We start from the raw sequence: 26,508 nt of genomic DNA, 5'->3' as shown, positions 1-26,508 counted from the left end.
GGCACATGACACAACTCTATGTAGACCGGGTCATCGCCAGGCAGCTCGAGCGCCACACCGAGGTCGCCGAGGCGATGCACAGCCAGCTGGACGCGATCCAGGCGATCGCCGACGAGCTCATCCGCCGACTGGACACCGGCGGAGTGCTCTACACCTACGGCAACGGTGGATCCGCTGCCGACGCACAGCACCTGGTCGGTGAACTCATCGGCCGCTACCTCAGGGAGCGGCGGCCGCTGCCCGCCGTTGCCCTGGTCGGGGACGCGGCCGTGACCAGTTGCATCGCGAACGACTACGGCTATGACGACGTGTTCTCCCGTCAGGTCCAGGCCCTGGTCAGACCGGGCGACATGGTCGTCGGCTTCAGCACGTCCGGTACCTCACCGACCGTGGTCAAGGGGCTGGAGGCGGCCCGAAACGCCGGAGCCTGCTCGGTGGCCTTCACCTCCCGGCGCGGGATCGGCCTGGCAGCGGCGGCTGACCTCGCGCTCGTAGTACCGGCCGAGGAGACGGCCAGGATCCAGGAGATGCACCTGCTGGCCCTGCACATGGTCAGCGAACTGGTCGACCAGTGGGCCGCCGCCTACTGATCGACCGCTAGCCCATCCGCCAACCCACCACGCCAGCGCCTTCGCGGCGGCCTGCTCGCACAGGCCCTCGCGAAGGCGCCGGCCCGGCCGCGTACGCAGTACTGCAATCTTCGATCCCGTCACCGTTGCGGGGTTCGAACAGTTGATGCGATAGCGTCCTGTGTCCCGCACCCGGTACGGGACACTTGTCCGGTGAAGGCTTTGACGAAGGAATGAGAATGGCTGAGAGCGCCAAGATCATCGTGGTGGTGCCGACCTACAACGAGCGGGAGAACCTGCCCGTGCTGGCGGCGCTGCTGTCCGAGCTGAAGCTGCCCGGGCTGCAGATGCTGGTGGTCGACGACAACTCCCCCGACGGCACCGGCGACGTCGCCGACGAGCTGGCCAAGGCCGCGCCGACGGAGGTCTCCGTCCTGCACCGGACCGAGAAGGACGGCCTCGGCCGCGCCTACATCGCCGGGATCAGCCGCGCGCTGGACGAGAACGCCGACATCGTGATCCAGATGGACGCCGACCTGTCCCACCCCGCCTCGGTGATCCCGACCATGGTCGAGATCCTGCAGACCACCGACGCCGCCGTGGTGATCGGTTCGCGCTACGTCGAGGGTGGCGAGGCCGCGGCCGAGTGGGCCTGGCACCGGCGGCTGCTGTCGGCGTTCGCGAACGTCTATGTGAACACGATCCTGCGCCTGCATGTGAAGGACGCCACGGCCGGCTTCAAGGCGTGGAAGGCCGACACGCTGCGCGCGATCGACGTGACGACGATCCAGAGCAACGGGTACTCGTTCCAGGTCGAGATGAACTACCGCGCGGTGCGCCAGGGCCGCCGGATCGCCGAGACGCCGATCCGCTTCGAGGAGCGCACGATCGGCGCCTCGAAGATGAGCATCAAGGTGCAGCTCGAGTCGGCCCTGATGCCGTGGAAGCTCCTCTTCAAGCGGTCGTAGGCCTTCTTCGGGCTATCCGTAGCCGAGTTGGTGCAGCCGGGCGTCGTCGATGCCGAAGTGGTGCGCGATCTCGTGCACCACGGTGATGTGCACCTCCTCGACGACGTCCTCGACCGTCTCACAGATCTCGAGCGTCGGGTTGCGGTAGATGGTTATCCGGTCGGGGAGCACGCCGCCGTAGTAGTGCCCCCGCTCGGTCAGCGGGATGCCCTCGTAGATCCCGAGCAGGTGCGGGTCGCTGCTCGGCGCGTCGTCCTCGACGAACACCGCGACGTTGTCGATCAACCCCGCCAGCTCGGTGGGCACCTGATCCAGCGCCTCGGACACCAGCAACTCGAAATCAGCCCGGCTCATCTCGATCACAGGCCCAGCGTAGTGAGCCAGTCCACACTCGGTGAGCGTTGCCCGTCAGCTTCCTGACATGCCGGTTTCAGACATCACTCGCCCTCGTAGCAACCACTACCTCCTGCGGATACTGACGGACATCCCGGTCGCGTCCCGGCGACCGGCCTCTTCCGTCCCCCCGTTCCAGGAGAGATCCGTATGAGAAAGCCCACGATCTGGGCGGCCGTCATCGCCACTGCCGCTCTCGGCTTCACGGCCACCCCCGCCCTCGCCTCCACCACGGCTACGGCCCCGGCCACCGGCATCACGAAGCTCGCCATCCCGGAACACCTGACACCCGAGCAGCAGTACCTCCTGGACCAGCTGCCGGCAGCACGGCAGCGGGCCGAGGCCCTCAACGCCGAGCTGGGCATCGACGACAGCCTGCAGCGGGCCCTGATCGACGCGATCGACCCCACGCAGTACGAGTGCTCGAACGCCACCCCGCCGGTACTGGCCGCGGTACTGGCTCCGGCCTCGAAATGGAACTTCGACCAACTGCTGGCGGCGCTGCACGTACTGATCTACAACATGGCCCTGGTCGACGCGGCCTACCTGCCCCAGACCGGGCCGTTCACGTTCGGCTCCCACGGCCAGTACACGATTGCCGCCACGCACACCTTCCGTGACCTGAAGAACTTCTGGGACATCCCGTCCGGTGACATCCAGCTGATCCCCGCGCACGGCCGCGCGATGCTCGATCCCGAGCTCAACTACCGGGTGTTCACGAAGGTCTACCACCTGGCGGACGCCCCCTCCAGGTTCTCGGCGGACTTCGTCGCCAAGCAGCTGAACTCCGCGGCGATGGGGTACGGCGACCTGCCCATCTTCACCTTCAACGCGTACGCCGCTCCTGGTGAGGACCTGCCCGGCGTCGGCCGGACGCCCAAGCGGATCGCGTTCGGCGACGGCGTGATGGAGGGCTTCGACCAGGTCGGTCTGGGTGACGTGGCCCCGCAGGCGATCCTCGCCCACGAGTTCGGCCACCACATCCAGTACGCCGACAACCTGATGCGGGCCGACCTCCCGGCGCCGGAGGCGTCGCGCTGGGCCGAGCTGTCGGCGGACACGTTCAGCGCGTACTTCCTGACCCACGCCCGCGGCGCGGCGATGCAGTGGAAGCGGGTCCAGCTGTTCAGCCAGATGTTCTTCCAGATCGGCGACTGCGGCTTCACCGCCAACGAGCACCACGGCACCCCGAACCAGCGCATGCGCTCCGCCCTGTGGGCCTACGGTGTCGCCGACTCCGCCCGCCCCCAGGGGCACATCCTCCCGGCCCTGACCTTCTTCGACCTCTTCAAGGCGCAGTACCCCCAGCTGATCGCCCCAGACGCCACCAGCTGACCTCCTACCTGCAGCGTGGGCGTGCCCTTCCCCCTTCCCCCGGCACCCCATGCGCCCCTCCCCGCCGTACGCCGGCCGGCCCTGACCAGCCGGCGTACGGCGGCCTCCATTCGCCTGCCCAGTAGTCGATGGAGGGCCGGCAGCCCTCGTCCCCACCGTTGCGAAAGAACCCGTTTTGGACCTCGGCGAAGTGTCCTCTATGCTTACCGATGTCCCCGGAGCTTCGGCTCCCGCGGTCCGAGTCCCCATCGTCTAGTGGCCTAGGACGCTGCCCTTTCAAGGCGGTAACGCGGGTTCGAATCCCGTTGGGGATACGGTCGAAAGACCAATGTCAGTAAGGCTCGAATGATGGTGTAGCATCATCGAGTTGCTAGGCCCAGTAGCGCAGTTGGTTAGCGTGCCGCCCTGTCACGGCGGAGGTCGCGGGTTCGAGTCCCGTCTGGGTCGCCAGGAGAGTGGCGGCGGGTGTCCACACACCGCCGCCATTTATCTCTCCCGGTCAGGTAGCTCAGCTGGTAGAGCGTCCGCCTGAAAAGCGGAAGGTCGGCGGTTCGAGACCGCCCCTGACCACACATAATTGAGCGTGGATCTCGGTCCGAGATCCGCCGACTCCCCCGCTAGTACCGCAACAGGTACCGCAACCTCATCCGGCGACTGCCTCCCCAAGCTGCTCTAGCGCCTTCCGCTGATCCTCAAGCGATGCATGCGCGTAGATCGCCATCGTCACCTGTACGTCAGCGTGCCCGACGATCGCCTGCACGATGTGAGGCGGAACACCCAGCCGGAGAAGCAGGGTCACGCATGAGTGCCGCAGATCGTGGAAGCGCATCTCCCCCAACCCGACCTGCACTCGCAACGGGTACCAATCCCTGCGCAGGTTGTCCGGCTCGATCGGCGTCCCGATCTCAGTCGTAAAGATGTAGCCGGTATTGACCCACTTTTTGCCGGCCGCGAGCCGCTCCTTTGCTTGCAGCACCTTGTGAACCCGCAACGCCTCTAGACACAGCTCAATCAGCGGCACCGTCCGGCGAGACTTCTTGGTCTTCGGGGTGACAGCTCGCAGCGCACCATTGACGCGCTGAAGAGTTCGCTGGACAGTCACAGTCTTCTCGGCCCAGTCGATGTCATCCCACTTCAGCCCGAGCAGCTCGCCGCGTCGCAGCCCCATGAACAGGGCCAATACGAACAGCGCGTAAAGCCGGGTCGGCTTGGCCGCCTTCAGCAATAGCCGCGCCTGCTCTTCGGTGGCTCCGCGATTCGTGTCGTACTGCGCGCCCTGCACCTGGACCAGCTTGGCCACGTTCCGCCGCAGCACTTCTTCGCGAACAGCGGCCTGCAGCGCATTCCGCAGTACGGCGTGAACCTGCTCCACCAGCCTGTCTGATGGATGCCGTTCACAGCACCGCCCAACTGCGCAGCACCGCTTCTTGTCGCCGCGTCGTGCGTCGTATCCGTGCTTGCAGCAAAGGCAGGTGTTCCGCAGACGCTTCATGAACAACCGCACATCGGCGCCGGTGAGCTTGTGCAGCTTCTTCTTTCCAAGATCGGGGATGAGATGCACTCGCGCCACCAGCTCGTACCCCTGGTAGGTCTTTGGCTTCCTCGCGGGTTTCACGATGTGCTCCAACCAGTAGCGCAAGAATGCTTCGAGCTGCCAGTTCGTCGCCTCGGCCGGGATCCCCTGGTCCGAGTCCGTCTGGAGCTTCCGGAGCTTCTGAACCACCACATCTCGGTTCCTGGAGGACACCTCTTTCCGAGCGGTTGTCCCGTCGGCCTGGAGGACATAGGCCGCTCCAAACCACAGATCTTTGCTGGCCCGGTAGTAGATCGAGCCATCACCGTTAGCGGCCCTCATGCTGCGGTCTCCTCTTCCAGTAGTTGGATTGCTTCTTCCAGAGCCGAGACCCGCACCAACCGGCGAGCGCCGATTTTGACGGTCTTGAGCTTCCGGCTACGAATCAGGTCGTAGAGAGTCGAGCGATGGATGCCCAGCCGTGCGGCAGCGTCTTCCGTGGTGATCAACAGCCGGTCCGCGTCAGCAATCTGGATCGTGGTCATCAGTGGTGCAGCTCCGTTCTGTCCGGGCATGCTCATGCGATCTCGCGGTTCGGGTGTGCGTCGTCGGCAAGGGGCGGTACAGGCCGGGGGCCCCAAGGCGTACCAGCCGTACCAGCCTCGTTTTCGCAGGTCAGGGTCAAGGAGGCTTGGTTCGTTGGTACGGCTTGAGCCGTACCAACGGCAGAAGCCTCTTCGGGGCTGACCTGCGAAGTTACGGCTGGTACGGCTGGTACGGCTTCCCCAGCGGCTGGTTTTGACTCGGGGCAGTAGCGGTTCCACGCGTCGGCGAAATCGCTGCGGTAGTAGCCCTTGGCCTGCCCCGTAGGGAACCGGATGGTGTCGCTGCGGATCTCGAAATCGCGCAGCAGATTGCCCATCTTCATCGCGGTCAGTCCGGCCGCGCCCATCGATGCCCACGGCCCTTCAGCGTCACTGCGCAGCCGCTCCAACAAGAGCTGAGTCGGCAACGCGTCGGCGTCTTGGAACGCGGTTCGGCAGTCGGCTAGCAGCCGGGTCGGGATGGAACTCTCGTCGCCCGCGTCGCGGTCGCTGGTGAGAGCGACGGCGGCCTTACGGGCGGCGCGTGGCCACTGGCCGCCCGCCAGGTCGGCAATGGCGATCATGGGTTCCCACGTGTCGGCGGCTCGGTCTTCGAGCGGCATGTCCGGGGTGGCGTTGCGCAGCTCCTTGACGTGGCCGGTGAGCCATTGGTTCAGCCGTTGCCGCAGCTCGTCCAGCTCGGGACCGTCGCGGCCGACGCGGTACGGCGCGACCTTCTCCCCCGGTGCACGGCGACGCATCCGGATGACAGCGGCCCGGTCCTCGATGGTGTCCGGCATCGCGCCAATCCCTGCGAGTGCGGCCATGGCGAACGTGGCGATCTTCTCCACCGACTTGCTACTGGCGTCGTACCGCAGCGCAGGGCGGCCGCGCTGGTGACCAGCGTTCAGAAGGCCGCGCAGATCTTCGTTGTCGCCTGCCTTCGGGCCAAAGATCGTGTCGGCCTCGTCGATCAACAGAGTCGGCGGATCAGACGGCGCGACACCAATGGACCGGTACACGGCCGACGGTGAGGCGTTGACCGTCATCAACGGCCGGTGCGACATGCCCTCGACCATGTCCAGCAATCGGGACTTTCCGCAGCGCCGTTCTGGCGCCCGGATCACCAAGCGGGGCGCACAGTTCCAGGCCGGAATGGCATGCGTGGCTGCAGTCCACAGCACGACTGCGGTCAGCGCTGACGTGCTCGGCAGGATCACGTAGCGGGTGATGGTCGCGGCCATGTCGTCGAGCAACTCGGCACCGTCGACGGGCTCGGCCTGGTCGCGGTTGTCGTCAGTCATGCGGCGATCCCTTCGTCACGGAAACCGCCAGCGATGGCGGCTCTGATGTCTCGCTCGGATTGGGCGGCTTGATGTCCGACGAAGGTCAGGGCGGTGACGGCGTCGGCCTGGTCGATGGCACCGGCCGCGACCATCCGCGCAATCCCCCTCGCAGCGCCGTAGAGAGTCGCGCGGCGCTTCCCCTTCGGGGCACGGCGGACGGCGTCCAGGTGAGCCGCGAGGAGCTTGTCCGGATGGGAGATGCCCCCGCCCGGCTGCGCGGTGGTCGGCCTGGTGTGTGGGGTGGCCAATTCGGCCGGCATAGGCGGCAGGCACGCGGCGATCAGAGCGGGGGGCATCTCCTCCACGTCCGGTCCGCTGACGGTCGCCCACCGGTACGGCAAGCCTGTTCGGTGATGAAGCGACGGCGGCAGGACGACGTATCCGCCATCGGCTTTGACGTCGATTCCCGGCCGTCCAGGCATCGGCCGCGACGGCATGTGCTGTCTAGGGTGGCGGTAGTACAGGTGCTGCCCTCCCGAGCCGGTGACGACCCGCAGCGTGCGCGGCAGCAAGCCCTCGTTCAGGAGATCGGTCATGCTCTTCGTCCCGCCGTGCGCGGGATCGACATCGACCACCAGGAGCCCGGACACAGCACCGGTCCGGACGGCGAGCTGACCGCGCGGGACAGCGGCGACGTTCGCGGTGACGCGGGCCGGGTCGGTGCTGGCGGCGTAGAAGCCGTGGCAGGTCAGGTGCCCGCAGGTCGCGGGGTCGTGGTCGGTGGCGGCGCGGCAGGCGTCGCAGTTGGCGACCGGCCGCTTAGAGCGGCCGAGCATGAACACCGGCCAGCCGCGTCCTGCGGCGGCGAGTGCTGCGGTGAGGATCTCGTTCATCGGTGAGTTCTCCCCTCGAGGTATTTCAGGCGGCGTAGGCGTTGGGTGTGGCGTTGCGGTAGTCGCCGGTCATGCACTCGACGCAGCGGCCATCGCTGGTCGGGATGCAGTAGGTGGTGACTCGGCCGCAGAGCTTGCAGCGGCGGCGCGCTTCCATCGCCTTGTCCAGCGCGTTGAGCTGGGCCGGTGAGGCGACGCGTGACGGCTTGGCGAGGTCGAGGCGGTAGAGCCAGGCCCAGCGCTGCCCGTTGCGCCACACCAGCAGCGCGTAGGGCTCGTGACCGCCTGGGCACATCCGCATCGCGCGGAGCTGGCGGCGGGTGACCAGTCCGGCAGGTGCCCACTTGAACCGGAACACCGGAGTTCCGCCGTGGTCCCATCCGATGACGGTTCGCCCGTCCCACAAGGTGATGTAGCGCGACGCGGCCGGGTGCAGGGACGCGCGTTCCATCAGCGGCGCGGTCACTTCTTGTCCGCCTTGCTGGTCGAGTTGTCACCCAGGCTGCGGGTACGCCGGTAGTAGCCGATGACCTTCCGACCGAACCGGACCCGTAGCCCGGAGCCGTCGCACCGGCCGCAGTGCCGGAAGGCGTTGCCGAACGGCGATTTGAACTTGCCGACGCCCTTGCAGTGGCGGCACTTCCCGAACGGCCAGACAGCACAGGTGAGCAGGTAGAACGCGGCGACGCCGGTCACGATGAGTGCCACGGTGGCGGCCTGGGCGAGGCTGTGGGCGGTAGCGGTGAGGTCGAGCGTGGCGCTACCCAGGTAGCTACCGTGGGTAGCGGCCTCGGGGATAGCGGTAGCGGGGGTGGTGGGCATGGAATGCCTCCAGAGAGCTGTTTTTGGGCGTGAGGAGCCGTGGCCGCTACCCGCTACGCGGAAACAAACGGCCAGGTCAGGTCTGGGTTGCGGGGTAGCGGGACGGGTAGCGTTGCCGCTACCGGTAGCGGCCAGGCCGCTACTTCTGGTGTCCCGCTGCCCCTGTTGAGTTGGTTACTCTCCGCGTTGCCGGCGTACTAGCTGCCGGTGCCGTCGCGGCGAGCGATCGCGGCCCGGATGTCGTCGCCGCGAGCGCCCTTGCGGGTCGCACCGTCCCGCTTGACGTTGACGCTGGACACGTTCAGGCCGCGCGCCTGGGCGCTGATGGCGTCGGGAGTTGTGCCGTCGTACTGCTCGGGCATCTGCTCGGCCAACCGACCAGCGATCGTGTCCCAGTGCGCGGCACTGTCGGCACCCATCACCGTGAGAATGTCGGCCAGGACGTCACGGCTGGCGCGGCGCATCTCCTCGCCTGCGGCCATGCCGGACAGCAGCCCGAGCCGTTCCCGCAGCACCCTCGCGGCGGTCAGGATCTTGTCCGCGTCCGTGGCGTCGGCCAGCTCGGTCCGCACCGTGGGTGTCGCGTCGGAAGCGCCGTACAGGTAGCCAACGCCCCGGTACTCATCACCCACCGGCAGGGTGGCGGCGTCGAAGCCTTCCTGGTAGGCGTCGCCGCCCAAGATCGCTTCCGAAACGACCCGGTTGCCGCACTTCAGGGCGAATCGCAGGGTGTGGTTATCCCTGTACCGGTTGAAGAGCCGGGCCACGTCGCCCGCGCCGACCCCGGACGGCTTCTGCGAGCTGGACTCGATGATCACACCAGCCGACGGGCCGACCGCCTGAATGCGGGACAGCTTGGCGGCGATCTCCTTGTTGACCGCCTGGTCCTCGGTCTCGAAGTACACCTGAAACTCCTCCATCACCAACACCAGGACATGCAGGTCGGGATAACGGGGATCGTTGTGGAGTTCCTCGGTGAGTTTGCCTTCGGGGCACAGCTCCACCGGCAGCGTGGTCAGGATCGAGTTCACCCGGTCGATGTGGGCAAGGATCTCGTCCAGGATCGCCCGGAACGTCTCGATCGGGTCATCGGTGTTCGGGTTGGGATGGGTACCGAACACGATGCGGTGGGCAACCTTCTTGAACGCCAGCCAGTCCGGCGAGTTCTTGCCATCAACAACGATCAACCGCACATTCGGATCCAGCGCCGCATACAGAGCCAGCAGGCGGGCGAAGTACGTCTTGCCCTTACGGGGCTGGGCACCGACCAGCAGCGAGTTCCACATCAGCGACAGCTTGACCGGCGAGTCCCGCTCATCGCGCCCGATCACGAACGCCTTCCAAATCGAGCGACGCTTGCAGTCCAGCAGCGACGTCCGGCCCACCGGCACCGCGAGCGGATCACGGTCGGCCACAAACAACGTGTGCCGTCGCGAGCTGGTCTTATCCGGCGTCAGAAACACCTGATTTACATGGACATCCAGACCCGAAGCGATCTTCTCCCGGCAGTTCGCCACGTCGGTCCAGCCCTTGCCGTACGGGAGATCCACCAGCACCTGTGACCCGGTGTTGCGGGCATCGCGAGACATCTGCGACCCGAACCGCACCTCCTGGTCAGTGCGGTCGGGCTTGCCGAGTCCTGCCGCGTAGTAGGCCCGCAGCACGATGTCCGAGTTCAGCTTCCGGAAGCGCGGCGCGACCACTGCAGTACCGACTAGTGTCTGACCGGCCGGGCGGCCGTAGTGCGCAGCAGCCGCGACCAGACCAGCACCAGCAAGCGCCACAGCGGCCGTAGGAGCCGCGTTCAGGGCAATCGGCGCACTAACGGCTAGCCCGATGTTCTGGGCCGCCAGAACGCCACCACGCCAAAGCCTCGTTCTCTTCAGCTCGCGGTGGATCTTCTCCCACTCCTTCAGCTCGTTTCCGTCAGCAGCCTTCTGCTCAAGGGCAAACGAGTTCGGCACCCACCACCAGCGCAGTTGGTTGCTGACCACGCGAGTGAAGCCGCGCCCGGCGAACCATGCGAGCTTGCAGCCGTACCAAGGCGACCGGACCGCGTGGAACGCGGCGACGTGGCCCGACCGGGCGACCGCGCGGCGGATGGTGGCGCGGAGGTTCTGCGGAAGCAGATGAACCGGGATGATCGGCAGCCGCTCGCCCGCTGTCACCGGAACCGCCTGACCAGGCGCATCCACCGGAACCAGCACCTTGCTCGCGCCGGTCTCAGCGTCTTCGTCTAGGGCGACTTCATAGGCGGTATCCATCCGCTCGACCTCACCAGCCGACAGCGGCACGGTTTTGCCGGCATTGTCGTCCGGCGTCTGCGAGGCATCATCGCGGCGGGCGCGGTGAGCGTCCAGGTCGATCGGGTCAGGCACGGTCTCGTTCGGAAGCTCGCTCATGTCAGTTCCCCTCGCTCTGGGCGGGACGGGCGTGGATCAGGTGGGCCAGCGCGGCACCCATGCCGAGCACGGCGACGGGCAGACAGGCGACAACGGTGGTGATCTGCCACGGCGCGCGAGTGACCCCGGCTGCCTCTAGCAGGTGATAGGCGACCTGACCGAGCGCACCGAGCACCAGCGCGGACAGCGCCGACCACTTCGCGAACCGGCGAGCCGATGCCGGGACCTGACCTGACAGCCAGACCCGCAGCGCGAACGCGGCGTACGTCTCGACACCGATCGGGAGCGTGATGGCGGAGTTGATCGTGAACCCGTCCGCGATACCGGGCAGCGGGTGAACGACACCAAACCCGGTCAGAGTGCCGAGTCCAACCCAGCCCGACCAGACCGCGACGAACGCGGGCAGCGCCAACAGCAGCACCGGCCACGACCGCACCGACCGAGCCGCCTCACTGGGCTCGCTCGCAGTCACCGGAAGGGCAGCCGCGGGAACCCCTTCAGATTGGGGTGAGTCGGCAACGGCCACCGGGTCTACAGGCGCTGTGACCTGCGGAGATGCCCCTCCGGCCACCGCGCGGGGCATCTCCTCGACGGTCGGATCAGCCTCGGTCTCAGGTGCGGACTCGACCGGGTCCGGCACGGTGTGCAGGTGCGTCCCGGTGACCGCAGCGTCCTCCCCGATCAGCGCCAAGCGGACCGCCTTGGCCTTCTCCTTGCCGATCCGGAAATGCTTCATCAGCCGGTTCTGCGACGGCACCGCGCCTGCCTCGTCAGCGAGCTTGCGAGCCGCCGGGATCAGGTCTTCCACCGGTACCGGGTAGGTCGTGCGCAGCGGGGTGCTCATGCGTGAATCTCCTTACCTGCAAGCGCGCGGCGGGCGTCGTCAACGAATCCGGTGAGGACCCACAGGTCCGCGTGAGCGACCGCGACAGCGGCCGAATCGGTGCCCGGTACATCGCCGGACACGATGGCCAGCAGCTCTCCGAGTCGGGACTCCAGCTCGTCATAGAGGCGGTCTTCATCGACGCCCAACCGCACCGACAGCACCGCGCGAAACGTCATCGGCCGATGGCGGCTCATCGCACGCCTCCGGTCAGCAGAAGGGTCAGGCCGGTGACGGTGGCCCCGGCGATCGTGGCAAGCATGGCCACCTGCAAGAGCCGGTGCTTGATCCAGCTCAACCGGCTCAGGACAACGGCCTGAGCGCACATCTCGCGGGCGGTGTCCTCACCGGCCAGCCGGTCGGCCAGCTCGTCCGGGGTGTAGTGCCGGACGGTGCCGAAGTACAAGACATTGCCGCTGCCGTGCTTGGTGTGGCGAGCCCGCAGGATCGGCAGCACCACCGCGACCGCGCACAGCAGCGCAGCGACCATCAGCGCCACACCCAGCGCCACCAGCACCCGCCCCGCATTACCGAGCCGGTTCAGGTGAACCAGCGCCACAACACCCGCCAGAACCGCCGTGTTCAAGGTGGCGACAAAACCGGCCTTCGCGTCGGCCTTACCGATCGACCCGGCAACCGAGTCGTAAACCTTCTGAGCCTTCGCCAGCTCGCCGTCACTGACGGGCGCGAGGGCAAGAGTCGCGTGGACCTGGGCGCGGCGGAGGCGGTACAGCTCGCTCGCGGCGCTCAGTGCGTCGTCGGCGTCCTTCAGGTTCAGGACGGCTTCCTGTGTGTGATCGATGCCAGTCACGCCACGTCCTCCGACTCCGGCTCACGGTCGGCCAAATCACGGGCGGCTTCCAAGACCCGGTGCTCCGCACGGCGGATCCGGCGCCGATCCAGCTCCGACGCGTTCCGGCCCGCGTTGATGAACGAGATCTCGGCGTCCAGCAACTCCAGTTCGGCTGCCAGCAGCGGCCATTCACGCTCGATACCGGCCAGATCGGCCGGGGTCGGCTCGTCGTCCTCGACGGCCAGAAGGGGGATGATGTTCACGGGTTGTGCTCCTCTACGCAATGGACTAGTGCGACCCAGACGCCTCGGTGGTTCCAGCCACCGGGGCGTCGCTCTCAAACTTGCTTCAACCTGACCAACCTGCCTAGCCAGGTCGTCATGTGGCTAACCTACATAGCCTGGCTAGTCAGGTCAAGCTTTTCGGCACAGCTCACCTAGCCTGCCTAGTCAGGTAGTAGGATCAGGGTCATGGAGCAGCAGCTAGACCCGACTGACCCGCGCCCGCCGTACAAGCAGGTCGCTAACGCGCTGCGCGCGGCGATCCTCACGCACAAGTTCAAGGCGGGGGAGAAACTCCCGTCCCAGAACGACCTATCGACTCAGTACGGCGTAGCCCGCATGACCATCCAGCAGTCCCTACGGGTACTGCGGGACGAGGGTCTGATCGTGTCCCGAGTCGGCAGCGGCGTGTATGTACGCGAGCAGGCCGACCAGGCCGTCGGCCTCCGCCCCCACATCGAGAAGGCTTTCGAGCGCGACACAGTCACGATCGACTTTGCCGGCCTAACCGGCGAGACACTCCTAGGCGCTCTCGAAGAGCCCATCGACCGCATCAGACGCGGCCGCCTTACCCCTCAGTCGATCACGATCCGGATGCTCCTGCCGGACCTCTCCCAGCCCATGGCCGTGCCGTCGCGCGCGGGCAAGGATCCCGGTGACGATCCGGCCGTCCGAGCACGCGTTGAGAAGATCGCGAACCGGTCAGCCGGAGAGATCCTTGAGTCGATCCGCGAGCTAGGCGAGCTGGGCTTGGTCTCCAAGGTCGCCGCTGAACTGCGCGTCATCGGTCTACCGATGATGTTCAAGCTCTATGCCCTGAACGAAGAAGAGGTGTTCTTCGGCTTCTACCCAGTCGTAGAGCGAGACGTCGAGATCGACGGCAAACCGGTCTCGACCTTCGATGCCGTCGGCAAGGACACCGTCCTCTTCCACCACTCGATCAGCGACGACGACCGGGCTACCGGTTCGCAGTACGTCGACCAGGCACGCCGCTGGTTCGACAGCATCTGGCAGACGCTAGGGCAGGTCCGCGAGCTGTGACTACTGATCCCCTGACCAAGATCCTCAGCCTTGCCCGAGTCGTGCTCTTCGACTTCGACGGCCCCATCTGCTCAGTCTTTGACGGCTATCCAGCCCCGCAGATCACGCGCGAGCTCCTAGATCTGACGCGCCAGCTTCGCGGCGAGCTGGTCCCTGCCTTGGCGCAGGCCACAAGCCCGCACGAGCTGCTCCTCGCAGCAGCGGGTGACCCGGACCTAGCTCAGCAACTGGAAGTAGCCCTCCAGAAGGCCGAACTGAAAGCTATCGAAACGGCCCGCCCAACACCCGGCGCGGCAGAATCTATCGCAGCATGCGTCGCGACCGGGCGACTGGTCGCCGTGGTAAGCAACAACTACGCGGAGGCTGTCACTGAGTACCTAACCAAAGTCGGACTCACCGAGGAGGTTTCCCACGTAGAGGGACGGAATCCATCCGATCCAACACTAATGAAGCCCGACCCTCATCTCATCGAACGAGCGCTCGGGGCGCTCCACGTAGCCCCATCCTCATGTGTCTTCATAGGTGATCAGACCACGGATATTGAGGCCGGTCGCGCAGCTGGCGTTTCGACCATTGGCTACGCGAACAAACCGGGCAAGGTCGAGGCATTCCAAGACGCCGGTTGCGACGCCGTGCTGACAACCATGCACGACCTCCTGACAGCTATCCGCTGAAGACTTTGGAGTTCCGACCCCTGGGCCACATATCGCCTCAGCCGCCAGCAAGCCACTTGGTCGAGAATCGGTCCTGCTGTTCACACACTCGGCGCACATCAGCCACATCATCGGGATGACAGGCAACCTCATTTAGCGCCGCTCGCGCGAACACTGCATTTATCTCCTGCATCCTTTTTTTGACGGCCAACTTGGCCGAATCCACCGGCCGCACCGTCAATGCCGCCGCAGTTGTGCGCGTAAGAGGACCGATTATTAGATCCGCGTCACCAATAGCAAGATCATCTCGGAACCCATAGCGCCCTTGCTTGGTATTGGCATGAACCACCGGAATATCGCCGAGCGCAAACCCCATCCCCAACCGCTCAGACGTAATCACCTGCACATGGAATTTCGCGAGTTGGTCGGCGATTTTATTGTGCATTCTCACCATACCGTCAACGTGCATTCGATTACTGCGAACATTCTCCGTGAGGATTCGTTCGCCAAGCTCGATGATATCTTCGTCAGTTGAGTCTACGCCAAGTTCAGCGGCATATTGCTCGCGAAGCTCCTGGTTAGACGCAAGATCTGGCAGCCACTCGCGCCGAAGATCCTCGACAATCCGACCGTGTTTCGCCTCGAATGCTTCACTGCGAACGAGATGGAGCGCAAACAGGTTGATTACGGCCGCACGCTGCTCACGCCCCCGACCACCAGCTGTAACCTGTCTGATTTGATGAAGGATTGGGGTCTCTATCTTGGAGAATTCCCGCTCCAGTCGCGAATCCGCTACGCCATCACGATCGACCACGGCACTATAACCCGCGCGGGCGAAGTTGTGCTTGACTGCTCTCCTTCGATCAATGATCTTGCCCGTGCGGGCATCAATGACGGCAACTCGGCGATCTTCGGTGGCAAAGTTCCACTGATAGGCCTTCGACACGAGATGGTGCATCTCAGAAAACGGATCAACCACCCAACAACCTTACTACTGCCATCGGCCTTCCCGGAGGATTCACGCAAGCCAACCGTCACACCACAGTCCCCGCGCCGTCTGCGCTTCTAATCTAACGGCTGCGGATGAGCGCAGGGACTACCGCAACAGGTACCGCAACAGCCAGCACCAGCGACCACCAGATCCCGGTTGGCAGACCTAGCCTCCGACTGTTCAGCAGTATGCCCCGGTTACCGCTGTCGAACTGAAAAGCGGAAGGTCGGCGGTTCGAGACCGCCCCTGACCACACCTTGGACACCATCCCTCTCCGTCCTCCGGAGAGGGTTTTTCTTCCCACGCGACCTCCGCAGCCACCTTCCGTCGCTACGCTCCTCCAGGCGCCAGCTACGCCCGCTCCCGCCCACCCTCCGGCTCCGCCGGCACCTTGCCGGCTGCCGCCGGGATTACCGGCTATCGCCGACCTTTTGCGGCTGACGCCGATGTTCCGGCTTCGCCGGCCGTGCGGCTGCCGCCGCGTGCTCTGCGTGCTGTCGCACGCCTCGACCACCATCGTCGCCGTCGTGTACTCAGTCGTCGCCCCCAGCAACTCGAGTCCGTCGTGGGCCCAGCGCCGAACGCCCCGACGATCTCAGCCGGGCAAAGGTCTCAACCGGTGCATCGGGCCAGGACGACCAGCGAGGAAGACATCCTGCCCAGCGTCCGTGATCCTCAACCGGTATTGCTCGCGTGACGGCCGACCCGCAGCGAGCCAATCGTCATGTGCAGCCTCGACGTCGTCCCAGACACTGCCGGGACCGCCTTGGACCACCAGGTCCTCAATGAGGTGAGCCCAGGCTCCGTCCGAGCGGAAGACAATCGACACACCGTCCACGGTCATCGCGCGAACATCGGGGTTGGTCAGGTCGAGCCAGAATCGCGCCTCGTCGTCGCGATAGATCGAGGTGTCGAAACGGTAGGGCCGACTCGCACCAGTTCCGTTCAATTCGCGGTGAGTGGAGCGCTGGCTAAGGCGACCCAAAGTGGCACGTGACACGTGGCCTAGGTCCAGCAATCGGTCCAGCAACAGCCAGCGCCATCGGCAGCCAGCGCACGACCCCGGGCATGGGCCACGTTGCTAGCCCGCAATAATCGGAAGCTCTGCGGCCGCAGTAGGCGAGGTTGGCGACGCTTGATCGGATCGCTCTGGCCTCACGCCAGGAGCACCTGTCATCGGCACTCCATCGAACGAAACAGCGGAGCGGAACTGTGCGCCGAAGTCGCTCGGACCAAGCAAGCCCTGCGCGATTCTAAGAGACTCGCCTCCGCGAGGGTCGAGCTCAGCGAGGCGCATGTACTGGGGGCTCGTCTCCACCCAGTCGTACCTGGACTTGTCCGTCAAGCTTCTGGTGTAGCTCGCATCCACCAGCCCCAACCGAGCCCAGTTGTCGATCCACACTGGCAGCGAGGGCTCCTCGACCTGCTCCCACGTTTCAGCGTTGGTGAAATACATGAGGTGGTTGGCGGCCGGCGTCTCGCCTCTACCATCCTCAGACTTGCGCCTGAGCCGGACAAGCGTGTGCACCTGTCGGAGACAATCGAGCAGCATAGGGGCTTCACGCGGTGAGAGTTGTCTGATGATCTCGGCGAACGAAGGATGGGCGGTCTCCTGAGTCCGTGCGTCCGTGGCAGTCGCTAGGAGGTTGAGGTACATCTCCTTCAGCGCTGGCTCATCCACGGAGTACCTCAGCCCCTCCATGGCCGGGATCGCGACGGACGCAGAGGGCGTAGATAGGTGTTCGTCCGGTATGCAGGCCAGCTTTTCGGCCATATCCGAGTGGAAGTCGGTGTCGAAGTAGGTCCGCGAGACGCCCAGGAACCTTGCCAGCGGCTGGTAGAGCCTCAGTAGGACAGCCTGCTTGACTGCGGTCCTGCGCGCGTAACTCTCCGCAGCTGCCCTCATCCTCGGGGATTCTGCCGCCAACTCCTGAAGCATCGCCTGGTCGTCGGCGTCGCTAAGGGCTTTCTTCGCTACGGCCGCCGCGATCTTCGCAGCAGGCACGATCTCGCCGCCAGTCATCGTCTCAGGGTAGTGCCCACGTCTCAGGGTTTGCCGGGCGGAGACCGCAACGGCTAGCGCCAGCCATCGACAGCGCACCGCCGTCACCGCTGCTGTCCTACGACGTCTTCACTGGACCTGAGGGCCGCTGTCGAACGGAAAAGCGGAAGGTCGGCGGTTCGAGACCGCCCCTGACCACACCACCCTCTCCGGCCTACCGGGGAGGGATCTTCTTTCCCACGCGCGCCTCGCAGCCGCACATTGGCGCTGTCGCGCATGACCACTGCCGCCCGGCCCGGTCAGACGCCCGGCGATCCCAGCCTGTGCCGAAGGCCACAACCGCCAGCAAGGAAGACGTCTTGGTCCGCCCCGGTAATCGTCAAGCGGTACTGCTCACGAGACGCCCGTCCAGCGGCCAGCCAATCACCATGCGCCGCCTCAACGTCGTCCCACACCATGCCAGGACCGCCTTGAACCACCCTGCCGTCGGTCAGGCGGGCCTAGGAGCCATCTGAGCGACGACCACCGAGATGCCGTCGACGGCCATCGCACGGACGCCAGGATTGGTCAGATCCAGCCAGAACCGCGCCTCGTCGTCACGATAGATCGACGTCTCGAAGCGGTAGGGCCGGCTCACCCCCGACCCGTTCAGGGCAACCTGGATCAGCTCGCCGATAGCGCTCGGCTCCGGCTGGTGACGCAAGGGCATGAAGTAGGCCGAGTTCGGCAGGAAATGGCCCGCCGCCATAACCGGTTGCGGCATTCCGAAGTACAGCAACACCGGCGCCCATCGGAGTCACGATGACTCCCCCGGGCCGAAGCTGCTGAAGCCAAGCGGGTGGAACGTAGTCGAGCCGACAGGTCGCGATAACTGCGTCATAAGGCCCGCCGTCCGGGTAACCGTTCACTCCATCTGCGACCGCAACGAGCGGCCTGTAGCCCGCCACCTCAAGCCGCTCCCGTGCCTGTGCGATCAAATCTGGATCGATGTCGACGCTCACCACCTGGCCGGCTCCCAGCCTCTCCGAAAGGAGCGCCGCGTTGTAACCGGTCCCGGTGCCGACCTCGAGAACCCGCTCGTCGCCCGTCAACTCAAGCGCTTCGAGCATGCTCGCCATCAAACTGGGCGCTGTCGACGACGACCTGACATCCTCGGTCGTGACCAGATGAACATCGGAGTAAACAGCCGCAAGCCACTCGTCTCTGGATGCTGAGTCGACGATCGAGTTGCCGTTCTGATCGCTGCGATAGAACCGCGGCACGAACAGATGGCGCGGCACTGCCCTAAAGGCCTCCTGCCAACGCGGATTAGTGATGTTGCCACTCGCAACGAGTTCACTGACCATCTTGTCCAGGTCTTGTGCTGCCTGGCGATCGAAGCTCGCAGTCGGCTCGCTCATCGGCAACTGCTCTCCAGAAAGTCGGCGATCGCCTGAGCGATCCGATCCCGCAGCTCAGGAATGAAGGCCCATTGTCCATTGGGATTGGCCTCGAGAAAGATCCAGCCACGCCCAGGAACAACCCTGAAGTCAAGGCAGCGAAGGCAAGCCGCAGTTCGCGGAGCAGGTCAAGCACTCCCCGTCGCACGTCGTCAGGCACCCCGACAAGAACTCCCCCGCGACGATGGTCAGGCGGATGTCGACACCCTCGACCAACTCCTGGAACAGATGAGCGGTGGCGGCGATGGCCGGTGACAATCCGGCCGCCGGCCGACCGCGCGAAGTCGCCGACCATCTTCGGCTCGTTGGTGATTCGCCGGCGCCTGCAGGCCACATCGCGCCGCAACAGCGAGTTGATGCGGCTTGACTCGTGCATCCGCCATGGCCGCCGGGTTGTTGAGCCAACAGCCCCTGGAAGGCTGATCTGAACCCCTGAGAAGCCGCGCGTGGCCTGACACGCGGCGTTCCCACGCGCAGGTCAAGGCAGCAGGAAGCTCGCGCGGGGACTGACAGTTGGCTCGGTCAACGATCTCAATTTGCGCGGGCGGACTTCAAAATATCCACCACCGCCTGGATGGTCGGACTGAAGTCAGCGCCGTTGGACGGCGTGTCGACGCCGGAAGTTGGCATCTCCGAGAACACTCTTTGGCCGAACTGAGATCGAAGGTTTTCTCGCTGACCTTCGCTAAGGCCGGCAGAAAAGGCGCTCAGGGTTTTGAGTTGCACCGCCATCATCGCCGACCATCTCGCGACCTTGCGATGTTGGGCGGACTCACGGGACAGGTAGGCGAACGCAGCTAAGCCCGAGAAGGCGATACCTACATGCGCAAGAGATGATCCTAGAGTTGCTGGAATTTCTATCGCCGTATAGGTCGAGAAGGCGACAATTCCCATCAGGATGGCTATCGCGCCGATTCTGAAACGGTTTGCAGATTCAGCCTCGGCCCGCTCGTGATCGCTGAACGCTTTAGCCAGTTCACTATCGGCGACAACGCCAGCGGCCTGTTCGACATCATTGACGATCTCGTCTACTCGCGCGACCTGACTGAGCAGGTGCTGCTCCTGCTTGATCCCGGTAGCTGCCGATTCGGCTTCATGGTCGATACGAAGGAGTTCTTTATATCGACTTGGGTTTTCCCGGTATACCGAATCAGGCCGTATGAGTTTCGATGTTTGTTGATTGATTGCCAGTTCGATTTCGTACGCAACTTCGAATGCCTTGGATTCACTCCAGATGTCACCGAAAGCCAGGTCACCAACGACTCTGGCGAAGGCGCGAATAATACCTTTGTCGAATCTCTCCGCTAGCAGGACATCGCCGCTGAGTCCGACCTGAAGTGCCGCGATCAGGCGATTGGCCGCACCCATCAGGCGGGTTCGCCCGTACTTGTCGTAGGTAGGATTTCCAAACGCTTCGGAACCTTCATCGTTGCCAAGCTTCTGGATAGCTTCTCGGAGCTGCCCTACGGCGTCCTTCAGATCTTCCGGCACAGCATCGTCGACCATGGGGAGATGATGCCCCACGCACTGCCATTGCACTAGCACAAGCCTGTCCCCAACCTACGGCGCCAACAATTGGAACCTTGCTGCGGCGAAGGCTCCGGGGTTAGGCCTCTCGTAGTGAGCGGAGGAGTTCTTGGCCGGATTGTCTGCCGTTTGGGAACTGGTCGGTGTGGTCCCAGCGCCAGGCGGCGACCATGGCGAGGACGAGTTGTCGGCAGTCGGCTAGCAGGGCTTGGTTGAGGTCTGGGTAGTAGTTGCAGACCTCTTCGGGGGCGTGGGCCAGGTCGAACTCGATCGGGCCGCGGCAGGTGGTTTCGAAGTCGATGAAAAGTGGGCCGTGCTTGGTGCTGAGTAGGTTGCCTGGGTGTGGTTCGCCGTGTAGTAGCTGCTCGGGGCCGCTGCGGTTCTCGATGGCTCGGCGCAGGGTGGTCAGTTTGTCGCTGAGGAATATGCGGTCTGCGGCGGGGAGGTCGGGTGAGAGGTCCGGGGTGGCGACGATTTTTTGGGCCCCGGCGATTCGATCTGTGAAGTGTGGGGTCGCTACGTCGAGCTTGCGCATGCCTGCGTGTAGATGTTGCAGCGCCTTGGCGTAGTCGGCTGGTGTGACGGGAGGGGTTGCGGGCTCGTAGTAGGTCCACAGGGTTATTGCGAAGCCGTCGCAGGTGTACACAAGGGGGTCTACTCGGGGCTCGAGGGCGCCTACTGGGCTTCCGGTCTCGATGAGGCGTTGAGCGAGCTCTACTTCGAGTTTGGCAACCTCTTGGCCTACATGAGCGACCCTTGCCAGGACGTCGCATGGTGTTAGCCGCACGGCCAGTTTGTTGGAGTTGTGGAGAACGGTTGCGTCGGTGGTGGGCAGGTTGAGCGATGTGGCGAGGGAAGTCACGGCGGCGATCGCGCGGGTGACGTCAGGGATCTCCATGATCTGGTGAGGCTACCTTTGTGATCCTGTTCGGTCCCCCTATTTTCGGCGAGGCCGCGGTAGCCAAGAAGCTCGCGGTATCTAGTCTGAATGGGAGCCACGTTGCCTAGAGGCATCGTGGTGTTCACCTCAGCGCGGTCGATTGCTGACGGCGCCTTACTTGCAAGGGAATCCATGACTGAGCAGTCGATTACGCTGCAGCCTGTTGCTCATGTTGTTGGTGGGCGGGTTGAGCCTACCGACGATTACTGGGGTGGTACTCGGGCGATCATTCGCATCGATGATCCGCGGCTTGATGCCGAGTCGACGAAGGGGCTTGAGGAGTTTTCTCATTTGGAGGTGGTCTTTCACTTTCACGTGACTGACCAATCGGACCCTCCTCTCGACGCACGCTCGGCCCGCAACAACCCGGACTGGCCGGTGGCGGGGATCTTTGCCCATCGCAACATGCGGCGGCCTAACTGGTTGGGAGTGTCTCGGTGCCGGCTTCTCGAGGTCGATGGTCTGGACCTGCATGTCGAAGAGCTGGATGCGGTTGATGGCACGCCGGTCCTCGACATCAAGCCCTGGTTTGCCGACTTCGGTCCTCGGGGCCCGATCCGCCAGCCCAGTTGGCCGACGGAGATGCTTGCCAAGTACTTCGCGCCGCCGGAAGGGCACGCCGATCTCTAGATCCTTTTCGAGGTCGGCATCACTGCCGCCGAGTTGTTGAAGCCCTGACATCAGCCCCTTGCTGGTGGTTCGGGGGGCGCGCAGACTTGGGGTGGCGCTGGGTCGTGGGAGGCGGCATGGGTGAGTCACGAGCTCTTCGACGCGCTGGATGGGCGGGCGCGGCTTCGATTGTGTTGCTCGTCGCGGGGGTGGTGCTGGGCTATCTGGTCGGCGTCGACGAGCCCGGTATGTCGGATGCGGCCATCCTCGAGAGGCTCAACGACGATGCGCGGCAGGCCGCCGCGGGATTCGCGCCGCCTGTGCTGGCCGCGGGGGTCGCGATGCTGCTCTGGTTCGCGACCGGTCTGCGGTGGGTGCTGGATCGACTGTCCGGTGGCGACCCGCTCGCGCATGCGATCGTGCCGGCTGCTGCGATGTTCGGCGGGCTGATCATCACCGGTGTGTCACTCGATGTGGGGAGCGCGTTCGCGGCCTGGTCGGACGAGTTCACCGCCGACCCGGACACGGTCCGCGCGCTCGGTATGTCGGGGCAAGTCCTCGCGCTCACCGGGCTGATCGGCTGCGGTGTGCTGGTCGCCGTGACGACGCGAATCGCCCAGCAGGCAGGCGCCCTGCCGTCGTGGGCCGTCTGGGTGTCCTATGCCGTCGCCGTACTGTGTCTGACCGGCTTCTGGAGCGGCGGGATGGCATCCGTGGTGTTCGCGCTGTGGCTCATCGGCGCAGTCATCGGAGTGCTACGCGCAGCGCGACGGAGATCACCGGCGCCGCCCATCCCGAGCTAGGGCACTCCAGCTCCGGAAGGCCAGCGCCTTGGGCAACGAATGGCTCGAGTTGCTCGGTGAAGTGATCGAGGTGGCGGACCAGCTCGGCGTCCTCACGCCGTGAGGACTCGTTGAGGTCAGTCGCTTCGCCGGCCGAGCGGACGGCTACGGGTTCGGCCCTAAGGACATCACGCACCGGGCGACGACCGCGACGCAGGAGCGGCATCGCGCGACGCAGGAGCGGAAATAGGGGTGGGTGGGAGCGTCCCGGAGCTGGGAGCGACGAAGGAGCGGACGGCGAAGGGCGCGTGGGCGTCCTTCGCCGTCCGTTCGTCAGCGGTAGGTCGGTAGGGATGCCCTAAGGGCGGCCTTTGAGTTGGCGGCGGACTTGGCTGTGGGGGCCAGGGCTGCTGCTGGTTCGGGGGCTGGGACCGGGTCGCACTGGAGGTCGGAGTGGTTGCCGGGCTTGCGGGGTGGCAGGGCTCCGGTTTGTAGGTAGGCGACGATTCGGTCGTCGGTGCAGGTTACGCCGGAGAGGGAGCCTGCGTGGGTGGTTCCGCCTACGCCTTCGATGAGGGAGGAGTGGGGGAAGATCTTGCGGGTTTGCAGGGCTCCGGAGTACGGGGTGGCCGCGTCGAGGGTTTCGTTGATCAGCAGGAGGCTCTTGACCTTGCTGCCGTCGATCTTGACGGGGCGGCCGGCCTTGGCGGGCCAGTAGGCGCAGGGGGCGTTGAACCAGGCGTTGCCCCAGGTCAGGAACGGCGCCTGGGCGTAGGTGCGCCAGTTGTCGATCCATACCTTCTTGGCGTTGGTCGGCCACTGGGTGTCGGTGCACTGGACGCCGAGGTAGATGGCGTAGCCGTTGTCGTCGAAGGGCGGGCCGCCGTAGAGCTCGACCAGCGGTGCGGCGTTACGGTCGTGGACCCAGGCTGCGAAGGCGTCGGCGACGTCTACCCAGCCGTACACGTAGTACCCGGCCTGGGTGAAGATGTCGTTCCACTCGTCGGGGCCGATCTTGCCGTCGGCCGGGTGGCCGATCAGCTTGTGCAGTTCGGAGTAGTAGCGGCGCTCGACGGCGGCCTCGGTCTTGCCGAGGTGCCAGGTCGAGTCGTGCGCGGCGACGTACGCGAAGAACACCTTGATGCTCTTGTTGAAGGCGATGTCCTGGTCGAGGTTCGCCTGGTACCAGACCTTGCGCGCGTCGACGACGCCGTCGAAGATGGCGCGGCGCAGATGCGACGGGTAGAGCGTTCCGTAGACCTGGCCGAGGTACGTCCCGTAGGAGAACCCGTAGAAGTTGATCTGCGGTGCGCCGAGCGCCTTGCGGATGCTCTCCATGTCGCGCGCCGAGTCGATGGTCTTGAGGTGGCCGAGCAGAGCGTGCTGGTTGGCGTCACAGGCCTTCGCGTAGGCCTTGGAGCGGTTGATCCAGGTCTGCGTGATCTTCGGCGTGATCGGCACGTAGTACGGACGGTTGTAGCCGGCAACGTCCGGGATGCAGCTCAGCGCGGGCTTGCTCGCGCCGACGCCGCGGGGGTCGAAGCCGATCCAGTCGTACGCGTCACCGGCGCCGGCCGGAACGAAGTCGCCGAAGATCGCGTAGATCAGGCCGGAGCCGCCCGGACCACCCGGGTTGACCAGCATCGGGCCCTGCGCCTGCGCGTCGGGCGTCTTGTGCTTCACCCGGGACACCGCGAGCTGGATCTTCGTGCCGTTCGGACGGTCGTAGTCGAGCGGTACGGTGACGAAGCCACATTGCGCGCCGGCATTCACCAGGCGTGGAACGGTGCATGCGCCCCACGCGATGGGTGGCGGCGTATAGCCTGCCGAGGCAGGGGGCGACGACGGTACCGCGGTCGCGGCGGGGATCGATACCACCCCGGCGACCAGTGCGGACGAAATGGTGGCTGCAACAACCAAACGACGGATTCTCATATGTTTCCTCCCCGACGCATCCTGAACCCGCACCACTGACAGTGGCAAGGGTGTTGGCAATTCAAGCACAGACAGTGACAACGCGACTGCTTTTAGTGGATGGGGCGACCGCGTCGTAAGGCGGCAGCTGAGAGTTCATCGAAGGTCGGCCCGAAATTCATCGGTGCCGGACAAGTTCAGGGGTATGACTTCACGACTCTTTCTCCGTCGGCGCACCCGGATCGCCGTCGCGATCGGTGCCGCCGCTGCCGTGGTCGGCACCGGCACCGTCGCGACCCAGGCCGCTGGCTGGCCGGCCAATCCGTCGCATGACTTCCGGGTGGTCGGCGACGGGTTCTCCGGGCATGGCCGGGTGAACGGCAACGTGCTGCGGAACGACCACGGTGCAACGGCGGTCGTGCGGCATACCGATCCGGCCAACGGCACGGTTTCGGTGGACGCGGACGGGACGTTCGCGTATGTGCCCAAGGCTGGGTTCAAGGGTGTGGACACCTTTACCTACACGGCTTCTGACGCTGTCCAGTTGTTCAAGAGCACGCAGTCGAACGGGGAGCCGTTGCCGCCGCTGGCGGAGGTGGCGGGGCCGGGTGGGACGACGACGGAGATCTCCGGGGCGGGTTATGGGTCGGCGCTCACCGCAGTACCGGGGAAGGCCGGCTCGTTCTACGGGCTGACCGACCGCGGACCCAACGCGGATGCGCCGGACGGCAACAAGTCCGAGATGCTGCTCGACTTCACGCCGCAGATCGGCAGGTTCAAGCTGGTCGACGGCAAGGCACGGCTGCAGAGTGTGGTCACCCTGAAGGGGCCGAAAAGCCTTGGCGGGGTGAAGTACAGCGGGCGGCCGCCGCATGACACCAGCGAGGTGATCGATGACGTCGCCGCCACCAACGCGAACGGCGGTACGCCGGTACCGGTCGCCAGGGATCCGTATGGGTATGACTCGGAGGGCCTGGTCGCGTTGCCGGACGGGACGTTCTGGGTTTCGGACGAATACGGGCCTTACGTCACGCACTTCGATGCCGACGGCTACGAGTTGGGGCGGCTCACGCCGTACCGGAACAGCCCGGACAACGCGTTCCACAAGATCATCGGGTACCTGCCGGCGGAGCTCGCGTTTCGCGCCAAGAACAAGGGGATGGAGGGGCTGACGGTCACGCCGGACGGGTCGACGCTCGTGGGCGTGATGCAGTCCGCGCTGCAGCAGCCGGACCTGGGCACGATCAAGCCGGGCAACGTCTCGCCGAGTCGGATCGTGACGATCGACCTGCGGACGTACAAGACCAAGCAGTACCTGTACCTGCTCGACGATCCGAAGTCGACCGGTGGCGCGAGCAGCGAGATCACGGCGCTGACGAACACCAAGTTCCTCGTCGACGAGCGGGATGGGAACTTCGAGCCGTTCGCGCTGAAGAGCCTCAACGCGGTCGACATCAACGGCGCCACGGATGTCAGCGGGCTGACGATCCTCGGGAAGTCACCTGAGGCGTTCGTCGGACAGGCTGGGACGAATGCTGCGCTCGCGGCGCTGACCGGTGCCGGCGTACAGGTTGCTCTGAAGCAGCCGTACGTCGCCGTCGGCACGCTGGTGAGCCAACTCGACCCGACCGGCAAGTTCTTCGGGCACGACAAGGTCGAGGGCGTCGCGACGACGGACGGCGGCCGGACGCTGTACCTGTCCAACGACGACGACTTCGGCATCGACTCGATCGTGGTTGACCCGGATGGCAAGTGGACGGTCCACCAGAAGGTGCTGCCGCCCACCGGCAAGGCCGACAACGCCGAGATCCTCAAGGTCGACACCACCAAGCTCCCAGCCGTCCTGAAGACCGCCACGGTCACGATCCACGTCCGCTGACCTCGCCAT

28 protein-coding genes and 3 tRNA genes are annotated in these 26,508 nt (G+C 65.2%); 11 read left to right on the top strand and 20 right to left on the bottom strand.

The features are described 5' to 3' along the window. The first annotated feature begins 5 nt into the window (after positions 1–5). Entirely contained in the window at positions 6–590 is a 585-nt protein-coding gene (locus ACIA12_RS24455) for an SIS domain-containing protein (protein WP_343970708.1), read from the top strand. Positions 591–808: 218 nt separating this feature from the next. Continuing rightward, the gene (locus ACIA12_RS24450) at positions 809–1,537 is read left to right on the top strand and encodes a polyprenol monophosphomannose synthase (protein ID WP_396369359.1); all 729 of its coding nucleotides are present in this window, start codon (positions 809–811) and stop codon (positions 1,535–1,537) included. A 12-nt stretch (positions 1,538–1,549) separates the two neighbouring features. On the opposite strand, the gene ACIA12_RS24445 is transcribed toward ACIA12_RS24450, so the two are convergent. Beyond that, on the bottom strand, positions 1,550–1,900 hold the full coding sequence (locus ACIA12_RS24445) for a metallopeptidase family protein (protein WP_396369357.1): 351 nt from the start codon (positions 1,898–1,900) through the stop codon (positions 1,550–1,552). Between the two features lie 180 nt (positions 1,901–2,080). Between ACIA12_RS24445 and ACIA12_RS24440 the strand changes: the two genes are divergently transcribed. The 4 genes from ACIA12_RS24440 to ACIA12_RS24425 all read left to right on the top strand — a co-directional run bounded on the left by ACIA12_RS24440 (position 2,081) and on the right by ACIA12_RS24425 (position 3,835). Beyond that, a complete protein-coding gene (locus ACIA12_RS24440) occupies positions 2,081–3,265 on the top strand; it encodes a hypothetical protein (RefSeq protein ID WP_396369356.1) in 1,185 nt (394 codons plus the stop codon). Between the two features lie 241 nt (positions 3,266–3,506). Continuing rightward, positions 3,507–3,579 (top strand) — tRNA-Glu (locus ACIA12_RS24435). Positions 3,580–3,638: 59 nt separating this feature from the next. Further along, positions 3,639–3,715 (top strand) — tRNA-Asp (locus ACIA12_RS24430). A 47-nt stretch (positions 3,716–3,762) separates the two neighbouring features. After that, a tRNA-Phe gene (locus tag ACIA12_RS24425) sits at positions 3,763–3,835 on the top strand. Positions 3,836–3,908: 73 nt separating this feature from the next. Here ACIA12_RS24425 and ACIA12_RS24420 read toward each other — a convergent pair. The 11 genes from ACIA12_RS24420 to ACIA12_RS24370 form a co-directional block, all read right to left on the bottom strand. After that, a complete protein-coding gene (locus ACIA12_RS24420; RefSeq protein WP_396369354.1) occupies positions 3,909–5,120 on the bottom strand; it encodes a tyrosine-type recombinase/integrase in 1,212 nt (403 codons plus the stop codon). Next, positions 5,117–5,323, bottom strand: a complete 207-nt coding sequence (locus ACIA12_RS24415; RefSeq protein ID WP_133979165.1) for a helix-turn-helix domain-containing protein — start codon at positions 5,321–5,323, stop codon at positions 5,117–5,119. The genes ACIA12_RS24420 and ACIA12_RS24415 overlap by 4 nt, the downstream gene beginning before the upstream one ends. 32 nt (positions 5,324–5,355) lie before the next feature. Continuing rightward, on the bottom strand, positions 5,356–6,666 hold the full coding sequence (locus ACIA12_RS24410; RefSeq protein WP_396369352.1) for a DUF3631 domain-containing protein: 1,311 nt from the start codon (positions 6,664–6,666) through the stop codon (positions 5,356–5,358). Continuing rightward, positions 6,663–7,541 carry a bifunctional DNA primase/polymerase gene (locus ACIA12_RS24405; protein ID WP_396369350.1) on the bottom strand — a complete coding sequence of 293 codons (879 nt, stop codon included), beginning with the start codon at positions 7,539–7,541 and terminating at the stop codon, positions 6,663–6,665. The genes ACIA12_RS24410 and ACIA12_RS24405 overlap by 4 nt, the downstream gene beginning before the upstream one ends. Before the next feature lie 25 nt (positions 7,542–7,566). Continuing rightward, positions 7,567–8,007 (bottom strand): RRQRL motif-containing zinc-binding protein, encoded by a 441-nt coding sequence (locus tag ACIA12_RS24400; protein WP_396369348.1) that lies wholly within the window; start codon positions 8,005–8,007, stop codon positions 7,567–7,569. Further along, entirely contained in the window at positions 8,004–8,363 is a 360-nt protein-coding gene (locus tag ACIA12_RS24395) for a hypothetical protein (RefSeq protein WP_396369347.1), read from the bottom strand. The genes ACIA12_RS24400 and ACIA12_RS24395 overlap by 4 nt, the downstream gene beginning before the upstream one ends. 197 nt (positions 8,364–8,560) lie before the next feature. Then, complete coding sequence (locus ACIA12_RS24390; RefSeq protein ID WP_396369345.1) at positions 8,561–10,765, bottom strand: cell division protein FtsK; 2,205 nt, start codon at positions 10,763–10,765, stop codon at positions 8,561–8,563. A gap of 1 nt (position 10,766) precedes the next feature. After that, positions 10,767–11,609: an ABC transporter permease gene (locus ACIA12_RS24385; RefSeq protein WP_396369344.1), complete on the bottom strand. Its 843-nt coding sequence runs from the start codon at positions 11,607–11,609 to the stop codon at positions 10,767–10,769. Next, entirely contained in the window at positions 11,606–11,845 is a 240-nt protein-coding gene (locus tag ACIA12_RS24380; protein ID WP_396369342.1) for a hypothetical protein, read from the bottom strand. Before ACIA12_RS24380 ends, ACIA12_RS24385 begins: the two co-directional genes overlap by 4 nt. Beyond that, positions 11,842–12,459, bottom strand: a complete 618-nt coding sequence (locus tag ACIA12_RS24375; protein ID WP_396369341.1) for a Pycsar system effector family protein — start codon at positions 12,457–12,459, stop codon at positions 11,842–11,844. Before ACIA12_RS24375 ends, ACIA12_RS24380 begins: the two co-directional genes overlap by 4 nt. Further along, entirely contained in the window at positions 12,456–12,704 is a 249-nt protein-coding gene (locus ACIA12_RS24370; protein ID WP_396369340.1) for a DUF6284 family protein, read from the bottom strand. Before ACIA12_RS24370 ends, ACIA12_RS24375 begins: the two co-directional genes overlap by 4 nt. 207 nt (positions 12,705–12,911) lie before the next feature. Here ACIA12_RS24370 and ACIA12_RS24365 point away from each other — a divergent pair, with 207 nt between their 5' ends. Then, on the top strand, positions 12,912–13,763 hold the full coding sequence (locus ACIA12_RS24365) for a GntR family transcriptional regulator (RefSeq protein ID WP_396369339.1): 852 nt from the start codon (positions 12,912–12,914) through the stop codon (positions 13,761–13,763). Beyond that, the gene (locus tag ACIA12_RS24360; protein ID WP_396369338.1) at positions 13,760–14,437 is read left to right on the top strand and encodes an HAD family hydrolase; all 678 of its coding nucleotides are present in this window, start codon (positions 13,760–13,762) and stop codon (positions 14,435–14,437) included. The genes ACIA12_RS24365 and ACIA12_RS24360 overlap by 4 nt, the downstream gene beginning before the upstream one ends. Positions 14,438–14,474: 37 nt before the next feature. Here the strand turns inward: ACIA12_RS24360 and ACIA12_RS24355 are convergent, their stop codons facing one another. The 7 genes from ACIA12_RS24355 to ACIA12_RS24325 form a co-directional block, all read right to left on the bottom strand. Next, positions 14,475–15,395 carry a DUF4238 domain-containing protein gene (locus tag ACIA12_RS24355; RefSeq protein ID WP_396369337.1) on the bottom strand — a complete coding sequence of 307 codons (921 nt, stop codon included), beginning with the start codon at positions 15,393–15,395 and terminating at the stop codon, positions 14,475–14,477. Positions 15,396–16,002: 607 nt separating this feature from the next. Further along, positions 16,003–16,356, bottom strand: a complete 354-nt coding sequence (locus ACIA12_RS24350) for a hypothetical protein (protein ID WP_396369336.1) — start codon at positions 16,354–16,356, stop codon at positions 16,003–16,005. 132 nt (positions 16,357–16,488) lie between these two features. Beyond that, positions 16,489–17,430, bottom strand: coding sequence for a DUF4393 domain-containing protein (locus ACIA12_RS24345; protein ID WP_396369335.1), 942 nt, complete (start codon positions 17,428–17,430; stop codon positions 16,489–16,491). Between the two features lie 469 nt (positions 17,431–17,899). Beyond that, positions 17,900–18,046: a hypothetical protein gene (locus ACIA12_RS24340; RefSeq protein ID WP_396369334.1), complete on the bottom strand. Its 147-nt coding sequence runs from the start codon at positions 18,044–18,046 to the stop codon at positions 17,900–17,902. Beyond that, complete coding sequence (locus ACIA12_RS24335) at positions 18,006–18,809, bottom strand: methyltransferase domain-containing protein (RefSeq protein WP_396369333.1); 804 nt, start codon at positions 18,807–18,809, stop codon at positions 18,006–18,008. The genes ACIA12_RS24340 and ACIA12_RS24335 overlap by 41 nt, the downstream gene beginning before the upstream one ends. 570 nt (positions 18,810–19,379) lie before the next feature. Then, positions 19,380–20,354: a hypothetical protein gene (locus tag ACIA12_RS24330; RefSeq protein ID WP_396369332.1), complete on the bottom strand. Its 975-nt coding sequence runs from the start codon at positions 20,352–20,354 to the stop codon at positions 19,380–19,382. Between the two features lie 100 nt (positions 20,355–20,454). Beyond that, on the bottom strand, positions 20,455–21,273 hold the full coding sequence (locus ACIA12_RS24325) for a phosphotransferase family protein (RefSeq protein WP_396369331.1): 819 nt from the start codon (positions 21,271–21,273) through the stop codon (positions 20,455–20,457). A gap of 174 nt (positions 21,274–21,447) precedes the next feature. On the opposite strand from ACIA12_RS24325, the gene ACIA12_RS24320 reads away from it, so the two are divergent. Both ACIA12_RS24320 and ACIA12_RS24315 read left to right on the top strand, forming a co-directional pair. Continuing rightward, positions 21,448–21,945, top strand: a complete 498-nt coding sequence (locus ACIA12_RS24320; RefSeq protein WP_396369330.1) for an SAM-dependent methyltransferase — start codon at positions 21,448–21,450, stop codon at positions 21,943–21,945. A gap of 116 nt (positions 21,946–22,061) precedes the next feature. Continuing rightward, the gene (locus ACIA12_RS24315) at positions 22,062–22,727 is read left to right on the top strand and encodes a hypothetical protein (protein ID WP_396369329.1); all 666 of its coding nucleotides are present in this window, start codon (positions 22,062–22,064) and stop codon (positions 22,725–22,727) included. A gap of 312 nt (positions 22,728–23,039) precedes the next feature. On the opposite strand, the gene ACIA12_RS24310 is transcribed toward ACIA12_RS24315, so the two are convergent. Continuing rightward, complete coding sequence (locus ACIA12_RS24310) at positions 23,040–24,641, bottom strand: alpha/beta fold hydrolase (RefSeq protein WP_396369328.1); 1,602 nt, start codon at positions 24,639–24,641, stop codon at positions 23,040–23,042. 184 nt (positions 24,642–24,825) lie between these two features. Here ACIA12_RS24310 and ACIA12_RS24305 point away from each other — a divergent pair, with 184 nt between their 5' ends. After that, positions 24,826–26,499 (top strand): esterase-like activity of phytase family protein, encoded by a 1,674-nt coding sequence (locus tag ACIA12_RS24305; RefSeq protein ID WP_396369327.1) that lies wholly within the window; start codon positions 24,826–24,828, stop codon positions 26,497–26,499. Positions 26,500–26,508: the final 9 nt, after the last annotated feature.

The sequence above is a fragment of the Kribbella sp. NPDC051620 genome (assembly GCF_044453825.1).
GTDB lineage: Bacteria > Actinomycetota > Actinomycetes > Propionibacteriales > Kribbellaceae > Kribbella.
Note: the sequence above shows the minus strand (reverse complement) of the source record. Positions and strands in the feature narration are given on the sequence as shown.

Bases quoted from the DNA above. Each gene is read 5' to 3' on its own strand.
- ACIA12_RS24455 (WP_343970708.1), top strand. From the start codon at position 6: ATGACACAACTCTATGTAGACCGGGTCATCGCCAGGCAGCTCGAGCGC.
- ACIA12_RS24450 (WP_396369359.1), top strand. From the start codon at position 809: ATGGCTGAGAGCGCCAAGATCATCGTGGTGGTGCCGACCTACAACGAG.
- ACIA12_RS24440 (WP_396369356.1), top strand. From the start codon at position 2,081: ATGAGAAAGCCCACGATCTGGGCGGCCGTCATCGCCACTGCCGCTCTC.
- ACIA12_RS24420 (WP_396369354.1), bottom strand. From the start codon at position 5,120: ATGAGGGCCGCTAACGGTGATGGCTCGATCTACTACCGGGCCAGCAAA.
- ACIA12_RS24415 (WP_133979165.1), bottom strand. From the start codon at position 5,323: ATGACCACGATCCAGATTGCTGACGCGGACCGGCTGTTGATCACCACG.
- ACIA12_RS24410 (WP_396369352.1), bottom strand. From the start codon at position 6,666: ATGACTGACGACAACCGCGACCAGGCCGAGCCCGTCGACGGTGCCGAG.
- ACIA12_RS24405 (WP_396369350.1), bottom strand. From the start codon at position 7,541: ATGAACGAGATCCTCACCGCAGCACTCGCCGCCGCAGGACGCGGCTGG.
- ACIA12_RS24395 (WP_396369347.1), bottom strand. From the start codon at position 8,363: ATGCCCACCACCCCCGCTACCGCTATCCCCGAGGCCGCTACCCACGGT.
- ACIA12_RS24390 (WP_396369345.1), bottom strand. From the start codon at position 10,765: ATGAGCGAGCTTCCGAACGAGACCGTGCCTGACCCGATCGACCTGGAC.
- ACIA12_RS24385 (WP_396369344.1), bottom strand. From the start codon at position 11,609: ATGAGCACCCCGCTGCGCACGACCTACCCGGTACCGGTGGAAGACCTG.
- ACIA12_RS24380 (WP_396369342.1), bottom strand. From the start codon at position 11,845: ATGAGCCGCCATCGGCCGATGACGTTTCGCGCGGTGCTGTCGGTGCGG.
- ACIA12_RS24365 (WP_396369339.1), top strand. From the start codon at position 12,912: ATGGAGCAGCAGCTAGACCCGACTGACCCGCGCCCGCCGTACAAGCAG.
- ACIA12_RS24345 (WP_396369335.1), bottom strand. From the start codon at position 17,430: ATGACTGGCGGCGAGATCGTGCCTGCTGCGAAGATCGCGGCGGCCGTA.
- ACIA12_RS24335 (WP_396369333.1), bottom strand. From the start codon at position 18,809: ATGAGCGAGCCGACTGCGAGCTTCGATCGCCAGGCAGCACAAGACCTG.
- ACIA12_RS24330 (WP_396369332.1), bottom strand. From the start codon at position 20,354: ATGGTCGACGATGCTGTGCCGGAAGATCTGAAGGACGCCGTAGGGCAG.
- ACIA12_RS24325 (WP_396369331.1), bottom strand. From the start codon at position 21,273: ATGGAGATCCCTGACGTCACCCGCGCGATCGCCGCCGTGACTTCCCTC.
- ACIA12_RS24320 (WP_396369330.1), top strand. From the start codon at position 21,448: ATGACTGAGCAGTCGATTACGCTGCAGCCTGTTGCTCATGTTGTTGGT.
- ACIA12_RS24315 (WP_396369329.1), top strand. From the start codon at position 22,062: ATGGGTGAGTCACGAGCTCTTCGACGCGCTGGATGGGCGGGCGCGGCT.
- ACIA12_RS24310 (WP_396369328.1), bottom strand. From the start codon at position 24,641: ATGAGAATCCGTCGTTTGGTTGTTGCAGCCACCATTTCGTCCGCACTG.
- ACIA12_RS24305 (WP_396369327.1), top strand. From the start codon at position 24,826: ATGACTTCACGACTCTTTCTCCGTCGGCGCACCCGGATCGCCGTCGCG.